15 protein-coding genes are annotated in these 16,505 nt (G+C 70.1%); 2 read left to right on the top strand and 13 right to left on the bottom strand.

Annotation, left to right across the window (positions count from 1 at the left end; genetic code table 11):
- Positions 1 to 31: 31 nt before the first annotated feature.
- The 3 genes from C5E06_RS16920 to C5E06_RS16910 all read right to left on the bottom strand — a co-directional run bounded on the left by C5E06_RS16920 (position 32) and on the right by C5E06_RS16910 (position 2,918).
- Entirely contained in the window at positions 32 to 1,342 is a 1,311-nt protein-coding gene (locus C5E06_RS16920; protein ID WP_258067729.1) for an AMP-binding protein, read from the bottom strand.
- 42 nt (positions 1,343 to 1,384) lie between these two features.
- Positions 1,385 to 2,296, bottom strand: coding sequence for a 1,4-dihydroxy-2-naphthoyl-CoA synthase (locus tag C5E06_RS16915; protein WP_104243435.1), 912 nt, complete (start codon positions 2,294 to 2,296; stop codon positions 1,385 to 1,387).
- Between the two features lie 79 nt (positions 2,297 to 2,375).
- Positions 2,376 to 2,918 (bottom strand): hypothetical protein, encoded by a 543-nt coding sequence (locus C5E06_RS16910; RefSeq protein ID WP_104243437.1) that lies wholly within the window; start codon positions 2,916 to 2,918, stop codon positions 2,376 to 2,378.
- A 107-nt stretch (positions 2,919 to 3,025) separates the two neighbouring features.
- On the opposite strand from C5E06_RS16910, the gene C5E06_RS16905 reads away from it, so the two are divergent.
- Complete coding sequence (locus C5E06_RS16905; RefSeq protein ID WP_104307627.1) at positions 3,026 to 4,039, top strand: o-succinylbenzoate synthase; 1,014 nt, start codon at positions 3,026 to 3,028, stop codon at positions 4,037 to 4,039.
- On the opposite strand, the gene ccsB is transcribed toward C5E06_RS16905, so the two are convergent.
- The 5 genes from ccsB to C5E06_RS16880 are packed head-to-tail and all read right to left on the bottom strand — an operon-like array spanning position 4,024 to position 9,097.
- Complete coding sequence (gene ccsB / locus C5E06_RS16900) at positions 4,024 to 5,115, bottom strand: c-type cytochrome biogenesis protein CcsB (RefSeq protein WP_104300480.1); 1,092 nt, start codon at positions 5,113 to 5,115, stop codon at positions 4,024 to 4,026. The genes C5E06_RS16905 and ccsB overlap by 16 nt on opposite strands.
- Positions 5,112 to 6,923: a cytochrome c biogenesis protein ResB gene (locus C5E06_RS16895; RefSeq protein ID WP_104307626.1), complete on the bottom strand. Its 1,812-nt coding sequence runs from the start codon at positions 6,921 to 6,923 to the stop codon at positions 5,112 to 5,114. The genes ccsB and C5E06_RS16895 overlap by 4 nt, the downstream gene beginning before the upstream one ends.
- A complete protein-coding gene (locus tag C5E06_RS16890; protein ID WP_374953245.1) occupies positions 6,907 to 7,761 on the bottom strand; it encodes a cytochrome c biogenesis CcdA family protein in 855 nt (284 codons plus the stop codon). Before C5E06_RS16890 ends, C5E06_RS16895 begins: the two co-directional genes overlap by 17 nt.
- A 53-nt stretch (positions 7,762 to 7,814) precedes the next feature.
- The gene (locus C5E06_RS16885; RefSeq protein ID WP_258063382.1) at positions 7,815 to 8,453 is read right to left on the bottom strand and encodes a TlpA disulfide reductase family protein; all 639 of its coding nucleotides are present in this window, start codon (positions 8,451 to 8,453) and stop codon (positions 7,815 to 7,817) included.
- A complete protein-coding gene (locus C5E06_RS16880; protein WP_104243445.1) occupies positions 8,450 to 9,097 on the bottom strand; it encodes a histidine phosphatase family protein in 648 nt (215 codons plus the stop codon). The genes C5E06_RS16885 and C5E06_RS16880 overlap by 4 nt, the downstream gene beginning before the upstream one ends.
- 117 nt (positions 9,098 to 9,214) lie before the next feature.
- Here C5E06_RS16880 and aspS point away from each other — a divergent pair, with 117 nt between their 5' ends.
- Positions 9,215 to 10,525, top strand: a complete 1,311-nt coding sequence (aspS, locus tag C5E06_RS16875) for an aspartate--tRNA(Asn) ligase (RefSeq protein ID WP_104243447.1) — start codon at positions 9,215 to 9,217, stop codon at positions 10,523 to 10,525.
- Positions 10,526 to 10,629: 104 nt separating this feature from the next.
- On the opposite strand, the gene C5E06_RS16870 is transcribed toward aspS, so the two are convergent.
- The 5 genes from C5E06_RS16870 to C5E06_RS16845 all read right to left on the bottom strand — a co-directional run bounded on the left by C5E06_RS16870 (position 10,630) and on the right by C5E06_RS16845 (position 16,502).
- Positions 10,630 to 11,025: a type II toxin-antitoxin system HicB family antitoxin gene (locus tag C5E06_RS16870; RefSeq protein WP_104307625.1), complete on the bottom strand. Its 396-nt coding sequence runs from the start codon at positions 11,023 to 11,025 to the stop codon at positions 10,630 to 10,632.
- 269 nt (positions 11,026 to 11,294) lie between these two features.
- Positions 11,295 to 11,696 (bottom strand): DUF4913 domain-containing protein, encoded by a 402-nt coding sequence (locus C5E06_RS16860; RefSeq protein ID WP_104307623.1) that lies wholly within the window; start codon positions 11,694 to 11,696, stop codon positions 11,295 to 11,297.
- Positions 11,693 to 13,453 (bottom strand): type IV secretory system conjugative DNA transfer family protein, encoded by a 1,761-nt coding sequence (locus tag C5E06_RS16855; protein ID WP_104307622.1) that lies wholly within the window; start codon positions 13,451 to 13,453, stop codon positions 11,693 to 11,695. Before C5E06_RS16855 ends, C5E06_RS16860 begins: the two co-directional genes overlap by 4 nt.
- The gene (locus C5E06_RS16850) at positions 13,450 to 15,012 is read right to left on the bottom strand and encodes an ATP/GTP-binding protein (protein ID WP_104307621.1); all 1,563 of its coding nucleotides are present in this window, start codon (positions 15,010 to 15,012) and stop codon (positions 13,450 to 13,452) included. The genes C5E06_RS16855 and C5E06_RS16850 overlap by 4 nt, the downstream gene beginning before the upstream one ends.
- Positions 15,009 to 16,502 carry an SCO6880 family protein gene (locus C5E06_RS16845; RefSeq protein ID WP_104243457.1) on the bottom strand — a complete coding sequence of 498 codons (1,494 nt, stop codon included), beginning with the start codon at positions 16,500 to 16,502 and terminating at the stop codon, positions 15,009 to 15,011. Before C5E06_RS16845 ends, C5E06_RS16850 begins: the two co-directional genes overlap by 4 nt.
- Positions 16,503 to 16,505 lie beyond the last annotated feature (3 nt).

Raw genomic sequence — 16,505 nt, 5'->3', positions numbered from 1 at the left:
CGGCCCGCAGGGTTGATCGGCAGCCCGGCGCTCAGCCCTCGCCGACTGCGCGGGCGAGCCCCGCGACCAGGCGCTCCAGCGATCGGCGGTCGGGCTTCCCGCTGGGCAGATACGGGATGCGCCGTGCAAGCACGAGCAGCGCCGGGCGAGCCGCGCGGCCAGCGGCCCCCGTCGCCTCGCGAACAGAGCGCCAGCGCTCGTCGCCCGCGAGCGCACGTGCGTCCAGCAGCGTCGCCTCGACACCGGGCGGGGGGCCGTCCGGTGCCCAGCCGGAAGCCTCCACGACAAGCGCGGGCACCTGCCCCCACTCCTCGGACGGCGCGGGGACGACAACCGCGTCGGCGAGGCCGTGCAGCTGGCGCACGATGCCCTCGACCCGGTCGAGGAGCACCTTCTCACCCCCGGAGACGATGACGTTGTCGAGGCGTCCGGTCACCACGAGCCGCTCTCGGCCCGTGGTCTCATCGCGCTCGAGGCGTCCGCCGTCGCTCGTTCGATACCAGCGCTCGCCGCCATCCTCGATGAAGGCCTCCGCCGTGCGGCGCGGGTCGCCAAGGTAGCCGGCCGCGAGCACGGGACCGGCCAGCTGCACCTCACCGTCGCGGATGCGCATCCGCACCCCGTCGAGCGGCTCACCGTCGTAGAGACTCCCGCCGCTCGTCTCGCTCGACCCGTAGCTCGTCGCGACGTTCCAGCCGAGCGCCTCGGCCCGCGAGCGAAGCGCGGGCGGCAGCGACTGCCCGCCGACGAGAATGGCATCGAAGCGAGCAACCACGTCCGCGACCGCAGGAGACGCATCGAGCAGGCGCGCCAGCTGAGCGGGCACCAGCGAGACGTAGCGCCGGTCGGCGGTGAGCTCCGCGGCGGCGCGCGCGAACCCTTCAGCCGTGAAATGGTCATCGCCCAGCACGACGGGCTCCGTGCCGGCCAGGATCGACCGCATGAGCACCTGCGCGCCCGCCACGTAGGAGGCCGGCAGGGTCAGCAGCCACTGGCGAGTGGGCTCAGCTGCGCGCGCCCTCCCGAACAGCAGGTCGAAGCGCGCGTACGTCGCCGCAGCGGATGCGCGCAGCGCGTCTGCGGTGAGCATGACGCGCTTGGGCTCCGCCGTCGACCCGCTCGTCTCGATCACCAGCACGACGCCCTCCGGCACGGCGCCGAGCGCCTCGCCGGCCAGGCCGAGCTCACCCGACGCCAGTGCGCCTGCGGGCGGCTGCGTGGGCAGCACGGCAGGACCTGCACCGCTCAGCGCGCTCCGGAGCGCAGCCGTGACCGCGGACGTGTCACGCGCATCCACGCGGACCAGCGGACGCGCGCCGCCGCTCCCGAGCTCAGCACCCACGTCGAAGCCCCCGCCCCAACGAGGCGCCGGGGATCCGCGACGTCAGAACTGCCACGGGAACGGCGACCAGTCGGGTTCGCGCTTCTCGAGGAACGAATCCCGCCCCTCGACGGCCTCATCCGTGCCGTAGGCCAGGCGGGTCGCCTCGCCGGCGAACACCTGCTGCCCGACAAGCCCGTCGTCGACCGCGTTGAAGGCGAACTTCAGCATGCGGATGGCCGTGGGCGACTTCGTCAGGATCGTCTCCGCCATGCGAACAGCCTCGACCTCGAGCTCCGCGTGCGGCACGACCCGGTTGACGGTGCCCATCTCCATGGCGCGCTCCGCCGAGTACTCCTCGGCGAGGAAGAACACCTCGCGCGCGAACTTCTGCCCGACCTGCTTCGCGAAGTACGCCGAACCGTAGCCGGCGTCGAACGACCCGACGTCCGCGTCCGTCTGCTTGAACTTCGCGTGCTCGCGCGACGCGATCGACAGGTCGCACACCACGTGCAGCGAATGCCCGCCCCCAGCGGCCCACCCGGGAACGACCGCGATGACCACCTTCGGCATGAAGCGGATGAGCCGCTGCACCTCGAGGATGTGCAGCCGACCGTTGCGGGCCGAGTCGATGGTGTCGCGCGTCTCCCCGTCGGCGTACTTGTAGCCGTCGCGACCCCGGATGCGCTGGTCGCCGCCCGAGCAGAACGCCCACCCGCCGTCCTTCGGGCTCGGCCCGTTGCCCGTGAGCAGCACCACGCCGATGCGCGGGTTCATGCGCGCATCGTCGAGGGCGCGCGCGAGCTCATCGACCGTCTGCGGGCGGAACGCGTTGCGCACCTCTGGCCGGTTGAAGGCGACGCGGGCGATGCGGCCCGTCAGATCCTGGTGGTAGGTGAGGTCGGTGAGCTCCTCGAAGCCCGGGACGGTGCGCCAGCGCTCGGCGTCGAAGAGTTCGGAGACGAAGGCAGTCATGCCATAACGCTATCCGACGAGCGGGCAGGGTCCTGCGGGGCGTGCACCCGCCGAGTCCGAGCCTCCGAGCGTTGCGCCGCTACCAGAGGGGCGGCGCGACGGGGAGGGTGCCGCCGTTCGCCATCAGCTGGATGATCGTGTTGCCGACCAGCCACGCGGGGGGTGCCCCGAACGGCAGTCCGAGGATGATCGCGAAGATCGCCGCACCCCTGGCGCTGTTGAAGATGATGCCCCAGAGGGCCATCGCGATCGTCAGGAAGCCCGCGATGCCGGCCGTGAGCAGCCACATCTCGATCTCGAACTTGCGGTCGATGCCGAACAGGTTCGAGGCGTAGAAGAAGACGAAGACGTCGGCGAGCACCGTGATGAGCACCCCGAGGAGCGCCCAGTGGCCGGCCGACCAGCGGCGCGGGTTGAAGGCGATCTCGTACCAGGTGCGCTGCACGAGCGAGCCGTGCCGATACTGCGGCTTCCCGTACCCGAGCCTGCCACTGCCGCCCGTCGAGACGACCCGTTGGGGGCGGTGCCCTCCAGAGCCGGAGCTGACGAGGGCGTCACCGAAGTCCTCGTCGGCCGGCGGAGGGCTGAAGCGAGGTGCGGGGCTGGAGAGGTTCGTAGACATAGGAGTTTGCGTCCGGCATGACCGATCGATGCCTCAGCCTAGCGCGATCCGCGCCGAACGTCCCCAGCCGGTGAGACCTTCCCGGGACCGCGCGAGACAATGGCGGCATGCAGCTGCCCGAGATCGACGAGCTCCTCGACCGCACGCACATCGTGACGCTTCCCCTCGTGACCCGGTTTCGAGGGGTGGATGCACGCGAGGTGGCGATCATCCGCGGCACCGTCGCGTGGAGCGAGTTCTCGCCGTTCCTCGAGTACGGCGACGCGGAAGCCGCGAGCTGGCTGCGCGCCGCGATCGAGTTCGGCTTCGATGAGACCCTCGGGCGTCACACGGAGGGCGAGATCTGGGTCAACGCGACCGTGCCCGCCGTCGGGGAGGCCGCGCTCGACGGCGTGCTCGCGCGCTTCGACGGCTGCCGAACGGCCAAGGTCAAGGTCGCCGAGCGAGGGCAGACGCTCGCCGACGACATCGCCCGGGTGGCCGGCGTGCGCGAACGCCTCGGCGCGGATGCGCGGCTGCGCGTCGACGCGAACGGCGGCTGGTCGGTCGACGACGCCGTCACCGCTCTCCGGGCGCTGGCCCGCTTCGGCCTGGAGTACGCGGAGCAGCCGTGCGCGACGACGGCCGAGCTCGGCGAGCTCAGGGGCCGTCTGCGGGACGCTGGCATCGAGGTGCCCATCGCCGCCGACGAGTCCATCAGGAAGGCCGATGACCCCCTGGAGGTCGCGCGCCTCGGCGCGGCTGACGTGGTCGTCGTGAAGATGCAGCCCCTCGGCGGGATCCGCCGCGCGGTCGACATCGTCGCGTCTGCCGGGCTTCCCGCGACCGTGTCGAGCGCCCTCGATTCCTCGGTCGGCATCGCGATGGGAGCACAGCTCGCCGCAGCCCTGCCAGCGCCGCGCCACGACGCGGGCCTCGGAACGGCGTCGCTGCTCGCGGAGGATGTCGTGACCGAGCCGCTCCGCCCGCGCGCCGGGCGCATCCCGCTCGCCCCCGTCACGGTCGACGAAGCCGCGCTCAAGCGGCTCGCCTCCCCTGCCGAACGGCAGGAATGGTGGAGGGAACGGCTCCGCAGCTGCCATGCCCTCCTCGCCGGAGGGTCTGCTCAGATTCCCGAGTAGGCGTGCAGTCCCTTGAAGAACACGTTGACGACGCCGAAGTTGAACATGACCGTCGCGAAGCCCGCGATGGCAAGCCACGCCGACGGCGTTCCGCGCCAGCCACGCGTGGCACGAGCGTGGATGTAGCCCGCGTAGACCACCCAGATGATGAAGGTCCACACTTCCTTGGTGTCCCAGCCCCAGTAGCGGCCCCAGGCGCGCTCAGCCCAGACGGCCCCCGCCATGAGGGTGAAGGTCCAGAGGATGAAGCCGATGATGTTGATGCGGTAGGCGAGGTTCTCGAGGCGCACCGCGTCTGGCAGCGCCGAGAGGAGCTTGAGCTTCGTGGGCAGACCGGCACGCACGCGCGCAACTCGACGAGTCTGCAGGAGCTGCGCGGCGCTGAGACCCGCGCCGATCGCGAGGCAGCCGGTCGCGAGCGACGCGACGAACACGTGGATGACGAGCCACACCGACTGCAGAGCGGGCGCAAGCGGCACTACATCGACGTAGAAGCCGAGCGTGGCGATGCCAAGCGTGATGACGGTGAAGCCCGTGATGAAGGTGCCGAGGAAGCGCACGTCGGCCCAGAAGCGGGCGAGGAGGAAGACGAGCACGATGAGGAGCGTCGAGGTCATGGAGAACTCGAACATGTTCGACCACGGCACCCGGTCAGCGGCGATGCCGCGGAGGGTGGTCGCCGCGAGGTGCACGACGAACGCAGCGATGGTCAGCCACATCGCGATGCGCAGCGACGGCGTCGCGCGGGTGTCGCGCCAGGCGTCGCCCGACTCGGTGCGGGTGGATGCGAGAGACACCGAGCTCGCGGGGTCCTCCGTCGTGTAGCTGGCCGGCTCGGACACGTCGCGGTCTGCCGCGACGCCGTCATGCGCGGCTGCTCCTGCCGGGGCTGCCGCGCCGACGAGCGCATTGCGGCGCGCGGCGGTCGCTCCGACCGCCGACTGCCGTTCGGAGCGTTCGGCTGCGCGTGCGCTGCGACCGGCCAGGTCCATGGCGAAGGCGATGAACGCGATCGAGTACACCGCCATCGCGACGTAGAGGAGCAGGTTCGACCAGCTGGACAGCGTTTCGATCATGGAGCTTCCTGAGTGGGAGAAGAGGCGAGCGCCGCGCCTTGGCTGCCGGCGCCAGATGGTGAGCTTTGGGTGTCCTCGGGGCCTTGAGGTGCCCCGGCGGCGCGGGCCGGCGACGCAGGTTCCGCTAAGCCTACGATTTTTCTCGTGTGGGCGTCGAGGAGATCGTTGACCGAGGCAGCCAGCTGCGGGTCGTCTCCACGTGCGAGGCCTGCGTACTCGACGAGCACGGTGCCGTCGGAGCGGGTCGCGGCTTTCACCCAGAGGCGCCGCCTCGGCACGAGCAGTGACGTGAAGAGGCCGCCGATGATGAGGATCGCGAAGATGAGCACCGGTATCTGCGTCGGGTCCTCGTGCACGTCGAAGGACGCGTAGCGGGGAACCTCGCCGAGCTCGATCGTGCCGAGGCCGTTCGGCAGCTCGGCGGTCTCACCCGGCCGGAGCTCGATGGGCTTGAAGTCGAGGTCGCGCGCCGCGATGGGCGTGAGCGTATCCGTGTCGAGCGTGTACACGGACCTCGGGACCCCGTCGTCGAGACCCAGGTCACCCGAGTAGACGTTCAGGGTCAGCATCGGGTCGCGGAGGTCGGGATGGTTCGAGGTGAGCGCACCCGACTCGAGTTCGACCGCTGAGGGGTAGAAGAAGCTGAGCATGCCGATCTGCTCGTCGAGCCCATCCGGGACCTTCACGACGCCCATGGAGGTCAGGAAGGCGTCCTGCGGGAGGAACGGGACGAAGTCGGAGAAGACCTCGTTGCCGTCCGGGTCGCGCACCGTGATCTCGGGGGCGTAGCCGTTGCCGAGGAGGTAGCTGTCGGTGCCGGCGAAGCGAAGCGGGTCGTTGACGCGCACCGTCTCGGTCTTCGGCTCGCCGCCCGGAGTGTTGACGGTGACGTTCGCCGCGTAGTCGGTGGCCTGCCCGATGGCGTTCTGGTTCTCCTCCTCGTACGTGATGTCGAAGGAGTCGAGACGCATCGAGAACGGCGCGAGCACGTCCGGCGTGAAGAATCGTCCCGGGTTGAACGACGAGTAGCTGACGAGGCCGTTCACGAACGTCTGGCCCTCGACGAGCACACGCTGCCCGGACCAGGTGAAGCCACCGCCGATGCCGACGGCCACGATGATGCCGACCATGGCCGAGTGGAAGACCAGGTTGCCCGTCTCCCGCAGGTAGCCGCGCTCCGCGGACACGGAGATGCCGCGCTTGCCCTCATCGAAGATGACGGTGCGGTACTTCTTGTCGCGCAGCAGCTTGGCGGCCTCGTCGATGACGGCGCCGCGCTTCGGGTCGAGCGACGAGTCGAGGACCTGCGTGGAGTAGGCGTCGAGCCGCGAGAGACGCGCGGGAGTCTTCGGCGGCTTCGAGCGCAGCGCATCCCAGTGGTGCTTGATACGCGGGATGATGCAGCCGATGAGCGAGACGAAGAGCAGCAGGTAGATCGCCGTGAACCACGGGGAGCTGTACACGTCGAACATGCCGATGTCGTCGAGGAACGGGGCGATGTCCGGGTACGTGTCCTGGTAGACGATGACCCCGTTGGGGTCGCTCGAGCGCTGCGGCACCAGCGAGCCGGGCACGGCGGCAATGGCGAGCAGCAGCAGGAGGAGCAGCGCGGTGCGCATGCTCGTGAGCTGACGCCAGGCAGTGCGAAGCCAGGCGACGAGCGCGGATGCGCGGCCGGGCTTCTTGATGTCGCCCGGCTTGTTCGGCATGCTCGCGCGCGCGGCGCCTGATGCGGTCTTCTTCGGTTCGCGGTCGCGGGCTTCGAAGCCGTCCTTCCCCGCGTCGAAGTGGTCAGAGGGCCGGGACATAGCCGCCGATCGTCGCCGCGAACGCGGACATGAAGTGCTGCCAGACGCCGATCACCATGAGCAACCCGATGAGGATGAGGATGCCGCCGCCGACGAGGTTGATGGTGCGGATGTGCTTCCGCACCCAGTTGATGCCCGTCGTCACGCGGCCGATGCCGAGCGCCACGAGGATGAACGGGAGGCCGAGGCCGATGCAGTAGAAGAACGCGAGGAGCGCTCCCCGGCCGGGGGAGGCGAACTGGTAGCTGAGGGAGTTGATCGCGATGAGCGTCGGCCCGAGGCACGGAGCCCATCCGACGCCGAAGACGATGCCGAGAAGGGGCGCTCCGAGCAGGCCGGACGGCGCGAACTTCATGCGCGCGGTGCGCTGCATGAACGACACCTGGCCGATGAACACGACGCCCATGACGATGACGACGACGCCGAGCACCCGCATGATGACGCGCTGGTACTCCATGAGCCAGAATCCGAGCAGCCCGGAGGCCGCGCCGGAGAGGACGTAGACGACGGTGAAGCCGAGCACGAACAGCGTCGCGCCGAACGCGACTCGGCCGCGTCCGGTCGTGAGGCGGGCGAGGAGGCCCCGCTTCGCTTCGGGCTGGTCAGCGAGTCGCGATGCGCGTGAGGAGGAGTCGGCTGCGGCTGCGGGACCCGAGTGCGCTCCGACGCTCTGGCGAGCGGGGACCTTGGCCGGCGCATCCTGTGCCACTGCGCCGACGAGCCCGAGGTAGCCGGGCACGACCGGCAGCACGCACGGGGAGGCGAAGGAGATGAGGCCGGCCAGGACGGCGAGCGGGATCGCGAGGAAGAGCTGGCCGCTCACGATCGTCTCGCCCACCGCGCTGCCGGGGGCGATCGCCGTCAGCGCGGAGGAGGCGAGCAGGGGGGTCGTCACTTGCTGCTCTCTGCGAGCGTGTCGGTGATCATCGAGTTCAGGATCGAGGGGTCGATCGGCCCGCGGATGACGGAAGCGACCCGACCCTCGGCGTCGAGCACGAGCGTGGACGGGATGGCCTGGGGAGGCACATTGTCGGCGAAGGCGAGTCGCACACTCGCGTCGTCGACGTCGAGGATCGACGGGTACGTGATGCCCTGCGTCTCGGCGAAGGTCTTGGCGGTCGCCGCCTGGTCGTAGATGTTGACGCCGACGAACTTCACGCCGTCGTCTTCGTGCTCTTCCCAAGCTGCCTGCAGGTCGGGGGCCTCGAGGCGGCAGGGCGGGCAGGAGGCGTACCAGAAGTTGACGACGGTGACGGAGCCCGCGAGATCCTCACTGGAGAGCTCGTCTCCGAACTCGGTGACGCCACCGAACTGGATCGGGTCCTGTCGTTCGCCCGCCGGGAAGATCTCGTAGCTGCCGTCGCCCGCGACGTAGCCCTGATCTCCCCCGGCGGCGTAGTCCTGGGCGAGCGGCTCGTCTCCGGAGCAGGCGGCGAGCGCCAGCATGGTGGCGACGCCCGCGGTCGCGAGGGCTGCACGGAGGGTTCGGGGAAAGCGCGACGTCTTCACGCTCTCTGAGCGGATGGTCACACGGCTCCCTCATCGGTGGCGGCGCCGAGTTCGTGCGCCGCCGGTTCGCGGTAGTCGGCTTCCACGAAGCCGGTTGCGGGGTGGTACTCCAGCGTCGTGATGCTCGAGAGCGAGCACCGCCGGTGCTTCGGGTTGTGCGCGAGCGGCTCCTTCGAGAGCGCGCGGTGCACCATCCAGATCGGCAGCTGGTGAGAGACCACGATAACATCGCCGCCATCTGCGAGCTCGGCCCCGTCGAGCACCGCCTCTCGCATGCGGGCGACGATGGACTTGTACGCCTCGCCCCAGCTCGGGCGCAGGGGGTTCACGAGCTTCGGCCACGAGCCAGGGCGACGCAGGGCTCCGTATCTGCCCGTCATCCGTCGCCCCTCGAAGGCGTTCGTCGGCTCGATGACGCGTTCGTCGATGACGGGCTCGAGGCCGAACAGCTCGGCGATGGGTGCCGCCGACTCGCGGGTGCGCTGCAGCGGGGAGACGACGAGGCGGGTGGCGGGCACGGCCCTGGCGTGCAGGTCCTCGGCTGTGACGCGCGCCATGCGCGCGCCGAGCTCGGAGAGGCCGAAGCCGGGGAGGCGCCCGTAGAGGAGCCCGTTGGGGTTTTCGACCTCGCCGTGGCGGACGAGGTGGATTCGCTGTGCCGCCATGCGCTCCAGTCTACGAACCGCCACCGACACTGCGGCACAGGATGCGCATCCGCACCCCAAGCAGTGCCTTGTTCTCTTCCCGCTCGCACGCGTCTGCGCCTCGGGTACCCTTGCGAGGTGACTGATCGCGCCCTCATCTCCTCCCTTTCCACGCTCGAAGACGGCCCCGTGCTTGTGCAGGGGTGGGTCGATACGGTTCGAGACCAGAAGAAGGTGCAGTTCGTCGTCCTCCGCGACGAGAGCGGCGCCGTCCAGCTCGTGAACCCGCGCGCCGAGGGCCGCGAGGCGATCTCCGACACGATCTCCGCGCTCGCCCAGGGCAGCTTCATCTCCGTGCGCGGCCAGAAGAAGGCCGACGAACGCGTGAAGCTCGGTGGCCTCGAGGTCAAGGTCGACGAGATCGTCGTCGAGACCGCGGCGCTCCCCGAGACGCCCATCGCCGAGGACACGTCGATCGACAAGCGTCTCGACTGGCGCTTCCTCGACCTGCGCATCCCCCGCAACGCCCTCATCTTCCGCATCCAGACGACCTTCGCGCACGCGTTCCGCACGTACTGGGTGGAGAACGGCTACGTCGAGCTGTTCACCCCGAAGCTCATGGCCTCGGCGTCTGAGTCGAAGGCCGAGCTGTTCAAGGTCGACTACTTCGACACGAGCGCGTATCTCGCGCAGAGCCCCCAGTTCTTCAAGCAGATGGCGATGAGCTCGGGCCTCGGCAAGATCTTCGAGATCGGGCCGGTCTTCCGCGCTGACCCCTCCTTCACGTCGCGCCACGCGACCGAGTTCACTGGCATCGACGCCGAGGTGAGCTGGATCGAGTCGCACGAGGACGTCATGCAGATGCAGGAGCAGCTCATGGTTGCCGGCCTGCAGGCGGTCAAGGATGCCCACGGCGAGGAGATCAAGGCGCTCTTCGACGTCGACATCGTCGTTCCGTCGCTGCCGTTCCCGCGCATCCCGCTGCTGGAGGCTCGAGAGATCGTCGAGGCCCGCGGCCACAAGCTCGAGCGCAACGACCTGGACCTCGATCCTGAGGGCGAGCGCCAGATCGCGGCGCACGTGCAGGAGACGTTCGGCCACGAGTTCGTGTTCCTGACGGACTACCCCGCCTCGATCCGGCCGTTCTACCACATGCGCCACGAGGGCGACGAGTCGCTCACGAAGAGCTACGACCTCATCTGGAACGGCGTCGAGATCTCGACGGGTGCTCAGCGCGAGCACCGCGTCGACGTGCTCGAGGAGCAGGCGAAGCAGAAGGGCATGGAGGTCGACGAGCTCGGCTTCTACCTCGACTTCTTCCGCTACGGCGCACCGCCCCACGGTGGGTTCGGCATGGGCTTCGCGCGCATCCTGATGCTGATGCTGCACCAGACGACGCTGCGCGAGGTCACGTACCTGTTCCGCGGCCCGAACCGCCTGCAGCCGTAAGCCACCCGGCAGCCTGGCCTGCCGAGTCTCCCCAGAGCCGTCCGCGAGTGATCGCGGGCGGCTCTGCTGCGTTCGGGGCGCGCAGCACCACGGTCGACTGAGCGCTAGCCCGCTTCGCGGACGCCGGCGGCCTGCGCCAGTTGCGACACGCGCTGGTGGCTGATGCCGAGGACTTCCGCGATGTCTCGCATCGTGAGCTGCTCGTCGCGAAGGCGCGCCACAGCCGACCGCATGCTGCGTGAGGCGACAGATTGGGCAGCGGCTGCTGCCGCCACAGCGTCCTGCGCGCCGTGGACAACGCCGTCCGTCGCTGTGTCGAACACTGGCATGAGCGCGATGTGCACGTCTGCCGCTGGCACACCTTCGAGGAGCTCGACCGCGTCCGCGACCTGCTCTCTGACGTGCTCGAGGCGCTTCACCTGCGTGAAGAGTCCTGGCACCTCTGGCACCTCGACGGCCCACCAGGAACCGGAACGGGTCGCCCGCGCCGTTACCTTCATCGTTCGATTCCCATCTGTCTCAGGATGGCTCTTGCCGTCCGCTCGTTGATCTCACTGTGACGCGGCACGACGGCCCTCGCTCCCCCGATCACGACCTTGGTGTGGCTGGCGCCTTCGGTGAGCACCATCTCGAGTCGCTGTTCGGCTGCATGTCGACGCAGTCGCCGGATAAGGTCCAAGCGTTTCACATATTTGTCCAGACGTATAGACGGAACTTGGCAAGAGCTCTCGACAAGTTGCGAGGGGCTCTGCTGCGTTCGGGGCACGGGTCAGCGTCGTCGGGACACCTCGTGGCCGGGCGGTGGTGGCGCGCAGGGAAGGTCGTCGCCGCGGCGGCTGGTGCTCTCGCGGAGGTCGGGGCTCGCCTCGAAGGGTCCGTCTGGGCTGAAGAGCACGCCGAGGTGGTAGTCGGCGTGGTCTCGGAACCAGAGGGACGCACCTCCGGGCACGTCCTTCAGCTCCTCCCACGCCTGCCAGAGCCCGCCGAGGCGGAGCACCGCTTCCGGGGAGTCCCACCAGCGCGCCGACCAGACGCGCGTCCGGCCGTCGACTCTGCGCGCGCAGCTCCGCGCGACGAACTCGGCCACGAAGTCGGCGAGGCACGCGAACTGCGGTCCCGGAGCCCGCGCGAGTTCGCTCGAGATGCCAGCCGGGCTCTGCTCCTGACTCATGGCAGTGTCTCCTCTCCGCGCTCAGCCCCGTCGCGTCCTGCGGCGTCGCCGCGTGGTTGGTGCGCGGTGATCGACGCGCGGATGCGCGCGGCGTGCGGGCCCTGCATCCACGACCTGGTCCTGATGAGGGTTGGGCGGCTGCCGGATGCGAGCACGAGGGCGCGGCCGCGCGGGAGCGCGCTGAGTTCGGCGACGTCGAGGATGCGCTCTCGATGCAGCTGCTTCGAGACGGTGCGGTGGCCTCGCCCGTAGCTCAGCGACGAGAGCTCGCGGTCGTGGTCGCCGACGAGCTTGGAGAGCTCGTCGAGGAAGGCCGCCTCGCTGACGCCTCCCCCGTAGATCTTGATGTTGGCCGCCGACCAGAGCTTGCGCATCCCGCCTTCACCCCAGACCTCGGCGCCCTGCGACCAGGATTGGAGGATGGTGATGAGCACGATGCCCCGCGAGCCGTAGTGGCTGTACAGGTCGGGGAGGCTTCGCCAGCGGCAGACGTTCGCGGCCTCGTCGAGGACGCCGAGCAGCGGCCGAGCGAGCCGTCCGGACAGTGAGGCGGAGGCGAGTTCCTCCGCTGCCTCGGCCACGGCGACGGTGAGGGCGGTGACCAGCGGGCCTGTGGTCCCCTGTCCTTCGCGGGACAGCGAGTAGAGCGTGTCGGTTCCGCGGACGAACTCGTGCGGGTCGAACCGCGGCCTCGTGTCGAGCTCCCCGGTCGCTGTGATCCACGGGGCGAGCGCGCCGTTGGTGAGGCAGGACGCCATCTGCTGCGCGGTACCGTAGATGCCGCCGCGTTGGCGCTCGGGCGCGCTGATCACCCCCTCGAGCTGGTCGGCGATGAGGCGGTACCCCGCATCCCGCAGGATGCCGACCGCATCGTCGTCACCGGGCCGCGTCACCCACCGGTACACCTCGGTGATGCGGGTGCCCGCGACCGCCCCTGCCAGGAGGAGCGCAGCGAGGAGATCCTTCGCAGCTGGGTCGAAGAACGCGTCTGCCCTCGAACCCGGCTCCCGGGATCCGCTCGCGAAGTGCTCGGCGAGCTTTCCCGCCTGCACCTCGTCGGTGACGTAGCTGAGCGGGTCCCACCACCACTCTGCGGCGTCGCCTGCAACACCCTGCGGGTCGAACACCCAGACTCGCCCGGCCTCGGCGCGCACGCCCCGGGTGGCGTCGACGACATCCCGCTTGTTGGACGTGACGATGACGGCTCCCGGGGCCTCGACGATGGCGGGGATGGCGAAGGCCGTCGACTTCCCGGTTCGCGGGCCGCTGATGTTGATCTGCATGTCCTCCCAGCTGCCGAAGACGGGTGAGCCGCCCGGCAGGCTCGTGCCGAGCCGCACGCCGATGGGGCCCGCGACGCCGAGGCGCTGGCTGCTCGCACGCGCCCCGCGGGCGCTGATGCCTGCGATCTCCCGGCCCCGCCCGAGGAGCGCCGCAGAGCGGTCGAGGCGTCGACTGCCGGTGCGATGCCCGCGAGCGAGGAGCAGCGTCGCCGAGACCGCGAGCGCCAGACCGAGCGCGAGCGCCATCGCAACCCCGGTCGCGGTGGCACTCCAGCGGACGCTCCCCCGCAGCACCCCGAAGAACAGCGCGAACACGTCGTCGGGCAGCGGCTCGCTCGGGCGTTCGACGTTCGCGGCGACCCGCACGGAGAGGTTGGTCCCGCCGATGGCGACCACGGCGGCGGTGAGTCCGATCCACAGCAGCACGGCCTCGGCAGCCATGCCGCCCGGGCCCCGCTTTCGCGGCGCGCTCATCGCCGTATCCGCTCCGGGTCGAGACCAGCTGACGGTTCCGGGTCCAGCCCGGCCACACGGCTCGGCTCGTGCCAGAGCTTGTTGGTGTCGTTGATGCTCGCCTCTGCGGCGGTGAGCTGCACGTCGACCGGGATGCCAGGCCTGCCGCCGACCTTGACGAGGAACTTGCCTCGCCCCGGTGGCTCGGCCTCTCTGCCGCTGGCCGCGTCCCAGGCTGGCGGGTCCTGCCAGCCGATGAGAAGTTCCTGCTCTGCGAGCGACAGGGGCACCGCGGAGGTGAGGCGCGGCATCTCGGCACCCGGCAGTCCGCCGCAGATGACCATGCCGGCGCGTTCCACGAAGCCCTTCGCCTTCATTCGCTCTGACTCGGTGGGCAGCGCGAGCAGGTCGCTCATGGTGTGCGAGATCATTGCCATGCCGACTCCGCGCTGGCGATTGAGGCGGGTGAGGGCGTCGACTCTGTCGACCATTCCCTTGCCTGCTCGCAGCGCGCGCCAGAGCTCGTCGAGGATGACGAAGTAGTGCCGGCGGGGCTCGAGTCCCGCATCCGCGAGCACGTTCGCGACGTTGACGGTGCCGAACCCGGCCGACCAGCAGGCGAGGAGCGCGGCCGCCTGCAGGTCGACGTCGGAGTCGTCGATGGAGGAGACGTCGTACACGACGGGCGCGTCGCGTCGCATGGGGTTGGTGGTCTGGCGGGAGAACGTCTCGCCGAGCCTGCCTCCGCCGACGAGCCCGATGAGGGAGGCCTCGAGGTCCTCCGTGATGGCCTTGTACCTGCTGTCGTCTCCCCGGTCGAGCGCAACCGCGCGCACCTCCGGGGGGCCTGCACGCACGACCTCGAGGAGGTCGCCGAGGACGGGCACGCCGTCGTGGTGCTGGTCGAGCCATTTGAGTGCCCGGTCGATGATCGTCTCCTCGCGATCGCTCGGTGGCTGGAGACGCATAATCGTGAGGAGGGCCGACACCATCGTGTGCCTGCGGCCATGCGCATCGGCGAGCACTTGGCCAGCCTCGGCGTCGAAGCCGCTCGCCCTGAGCCGCCGCGCGGCGGCCGTCGCCTCTCCGGGGTCGAGCACGTTGAGGTAGCCGCGTCCGCGCCCGAGCGAGATGACCTGCCCGCCGAGGGCGGTGATCATGTCGACGTGGTCGGGCTTGAGGTCGCCGAGCACGAGGGGCATGACGCCGTAGCCGGCGAGGCCTGTCGCCATGCGGCGCACGAGCGACGACTTCCCGAGTCCGGGCTTGCCGAGGATGAACGCGGAGGGGTTGCTGATGAGCTTCGCCCGCTGGAACCACGAGATGGGGTCGCAGCAGAGGGTCGCGCCGGTCTGCGTGTGCCGCCCGAGGGGCACCCCGATCATGGGAGTTCCCGTGCCGACGGCGAACGGCCAGAGCCCGCACACCTGGACGGTGGTGCCACGCCATTCGTCGGGTGCCTGGATATAGGTGGATGCGCCCCGGCCGGTCCCGCTCCAGCCTCTGGGACCCGGCCGCTCGGGTGGGCGCGCCCGTTCCTGGGTCGCCTGCTTGCGTGACCTGGCGTGTGCTCGTCTCATAGCTTCTCTCTCAGTTCGCTCGGCACTCGCAGGTGCTTGCTGAGGACCAGGCCGAGCGGGAGCGCCGCGGCGAAGGCCGAGTCCTGGGATCCGTAGACGGGGCGCAGGCGGAGGCGTGCTGTCGCGGCGAGGTTGTCGACGGCCGCTCGTGCGTCGAGCTCGTGGGCGGCGTCGAGCACTGTCGCCGTGACGAGCACTCCGAAGTTGATGAGGCCAGCGCCGGATGCCTCCTCGCTTGCCGTCGCGGCGGCGGCGCGGACGGCGAGCGTGTCGCGCGCGGCGGGTTTCGAGGTGGAGGTCTGCCTGAACTGGGCCGCGCTGAGGTCAGCTTCGACGAGTGCCGCTGCTCTGGCTGCGTCGATGGGGCGGTAGAGCAGCGTCACCCGCTTGCGCGCGATGTCACGATGGGGCGCGAGGAGCCGCGCGAGGACGCTCGACTGCACACTGCCCCTGGGTGCGACGGTCATCGCCCAGGTCGTCGAGTAGGCGGAGTCGTGACGGTAGCCTGCCCAGCTGGCGCGGGCCGCCGCCGGGCCGACGTCACTCCAGCTGAGCTCCGGGATCTCCCCTCCGGCGTGCGCCTCGTCGATCAGCACCGCGGCTGCCGGGTCGTAGGCGACTCGGACGATCTCGCAGAGCTCCTGCCCGGTGAGCGGTTGCGCGGCGCCCGCGCCGGTTGCCTGGAGCCCCGCGCTGAGACCGGGGAGCCGCGCCGCGAGCTCGCGCGCCATCTCGTCCGGCGCCCTCCTTCTGGCACCGACTCGGAGGGCCCCCTGGAAGGTGAGCGCGACGAAGGCCTTCACCGTGGAGGAGCCCTCCGGGTACCCCGCGACGGTCTCCTCGAGCACCGCCCGCGCGAAGGCTGGCGCGTTGGGGTCGATGTTCATGGCGACCTCTCGCCTGAGGCGAGAGCCGGAGTCGGGGGCCGTCTCGATCGTCACCGACGCCGCCTCGATGCCCGGTTCGTCGCCGAGGCTGGAGAGCCAGTGGCCCCACTCGGCGACCCAGGAGTCGATCTGCTCCTGGTCGACGAGCGCCGCGCCATCCGGGTCCGTGCCGAACACGACGGTGTAGCTGCCGACCGCGGGCGTCAGGAGCAGCGCGAATGGCCGGCCGTGCGAGTCGACGTGCTCGCTCAGCCTGGTCGGCGCTGCGATGCCCGGCAGCTGGAACGTCGCCCACGGCACTCGACCGACCGGACCGGACCGGTACGCGGATTCGCCCCTCGCCCGCGAGAGGCCCCAGCCTGAGTGGGCTCCGAGCCGCGACAGCGCGTTCTTGCCGTGCGCGTCGCGCACCACGAGCATCAGGAGCGCGACGCCGATCCCCGAGGCGACGATGAGCGCAGCGATGAGACCCGAGATCATGACGGCCACGACGACGAGCACCAGTCCGCCCAGCAGGAGCGCCGTCCCCACCGAGCCGAGACCGAGCAGTCCCGCTGACGTCGGCTTCCGCCAGTTCCCGTAGGTTCGCGTCTGTCGTGTCATCGA

Origin of the sequence: Pseudoclavibacter sp. RFBI5, assembly GCF_002931395.1 — a bacterium.
GTDB lineage: Bacteria > Actinomycetota > Actinomycetes > Actinomycetales > Microbacteriaceae > Pseudoclavibacter.
This window is presented reverse-complemented; position numbering and strand designations above follow the sequence as displayed.

Excerpts from the sequence above, each read along its gene's own strand:
- C5E06_RS16845 (WP_104243457.1), bottom strand. The coding sequence starts at position 16,502 with ATGACACGACAGACGCGAACCTACGGGAACTGGCGGAAGCCGACGTCA.
- C5E06_RS16880 (WP_104243445.1), bottom strand. The coding sequence starts at position 9,097 with ATGGCGGCACAGCGAATCCACCTCGTCCGCCACGGCGAGGTCGAAAAC.
- C5E06_RS16870 (WP_104307625.1), bottom strand. The coding sequence starts at position 11,025 with ATGAAGGTAACGGCGCGGGCGACCCGTTCCGGTTCCTGGTGGGCCGTC.
- C5E06_RS16860 (WP_104307623.1), bottom strand. The coding sequence starts at position 11,696 with ATGAGTCAGGAGCAGAGCCCGGCTGGCATCTCGAGCGAACTCGCGCGG.
- C5E06_RS16895 (WP_104307626.1), bottom strand. The coding sequence starts at position 6,923 with ATGTCCCGGCCCTCTGACCACTTCGACGCGGGGAAGGACGGCTTCGAA.
- C5E06_RS16905 (WP_104307627.1), top strand. The coding sequence starts at position 3,026 with ATGCAGCTGCCCGAGATCGACGAGCTCCTCGACCGCACGCACATCGTG.
- C5E06_RS16910 (WP_104243437.1), bottom strand. The coding sequence starts at position 2,918 with ATGTCTACGAACCTCTCCAGCCCCGCACCTCGCTTCAGCCCTCCGCCG.
- C5E06_RS16850 (WP_104307621.1), bottom strand. The coding sequence starts at position 15,012 with ATGAGACGAGCACACGCCAGGTCACGCAAGCAGGCGACCCAGGAACGG.
- C5E06_RS16915 (WP_104243435.1), bottom strand. The coding sequence starts at position 2,296 with ATGACTGCCTTCGTCTCCGAACTCTTCGACGCCGAGCGCTGGCGCACC.
- C5E06_RS16855 (WP_104307622.1), bottom strand. The coding sequence starts at position 13,453 with ATGAGCGCGCCGCGAAAGCGGGGCCCGGGCGGCATGGCTGCCGAGGCC.
- ccsB (WP_104300480.1), bottom strand. The coding sequence starts at position 5,115 with ATGATCGAAACGCTGTCCAGCTGGTCGAACCTGCTCCTCTACGTCGCG.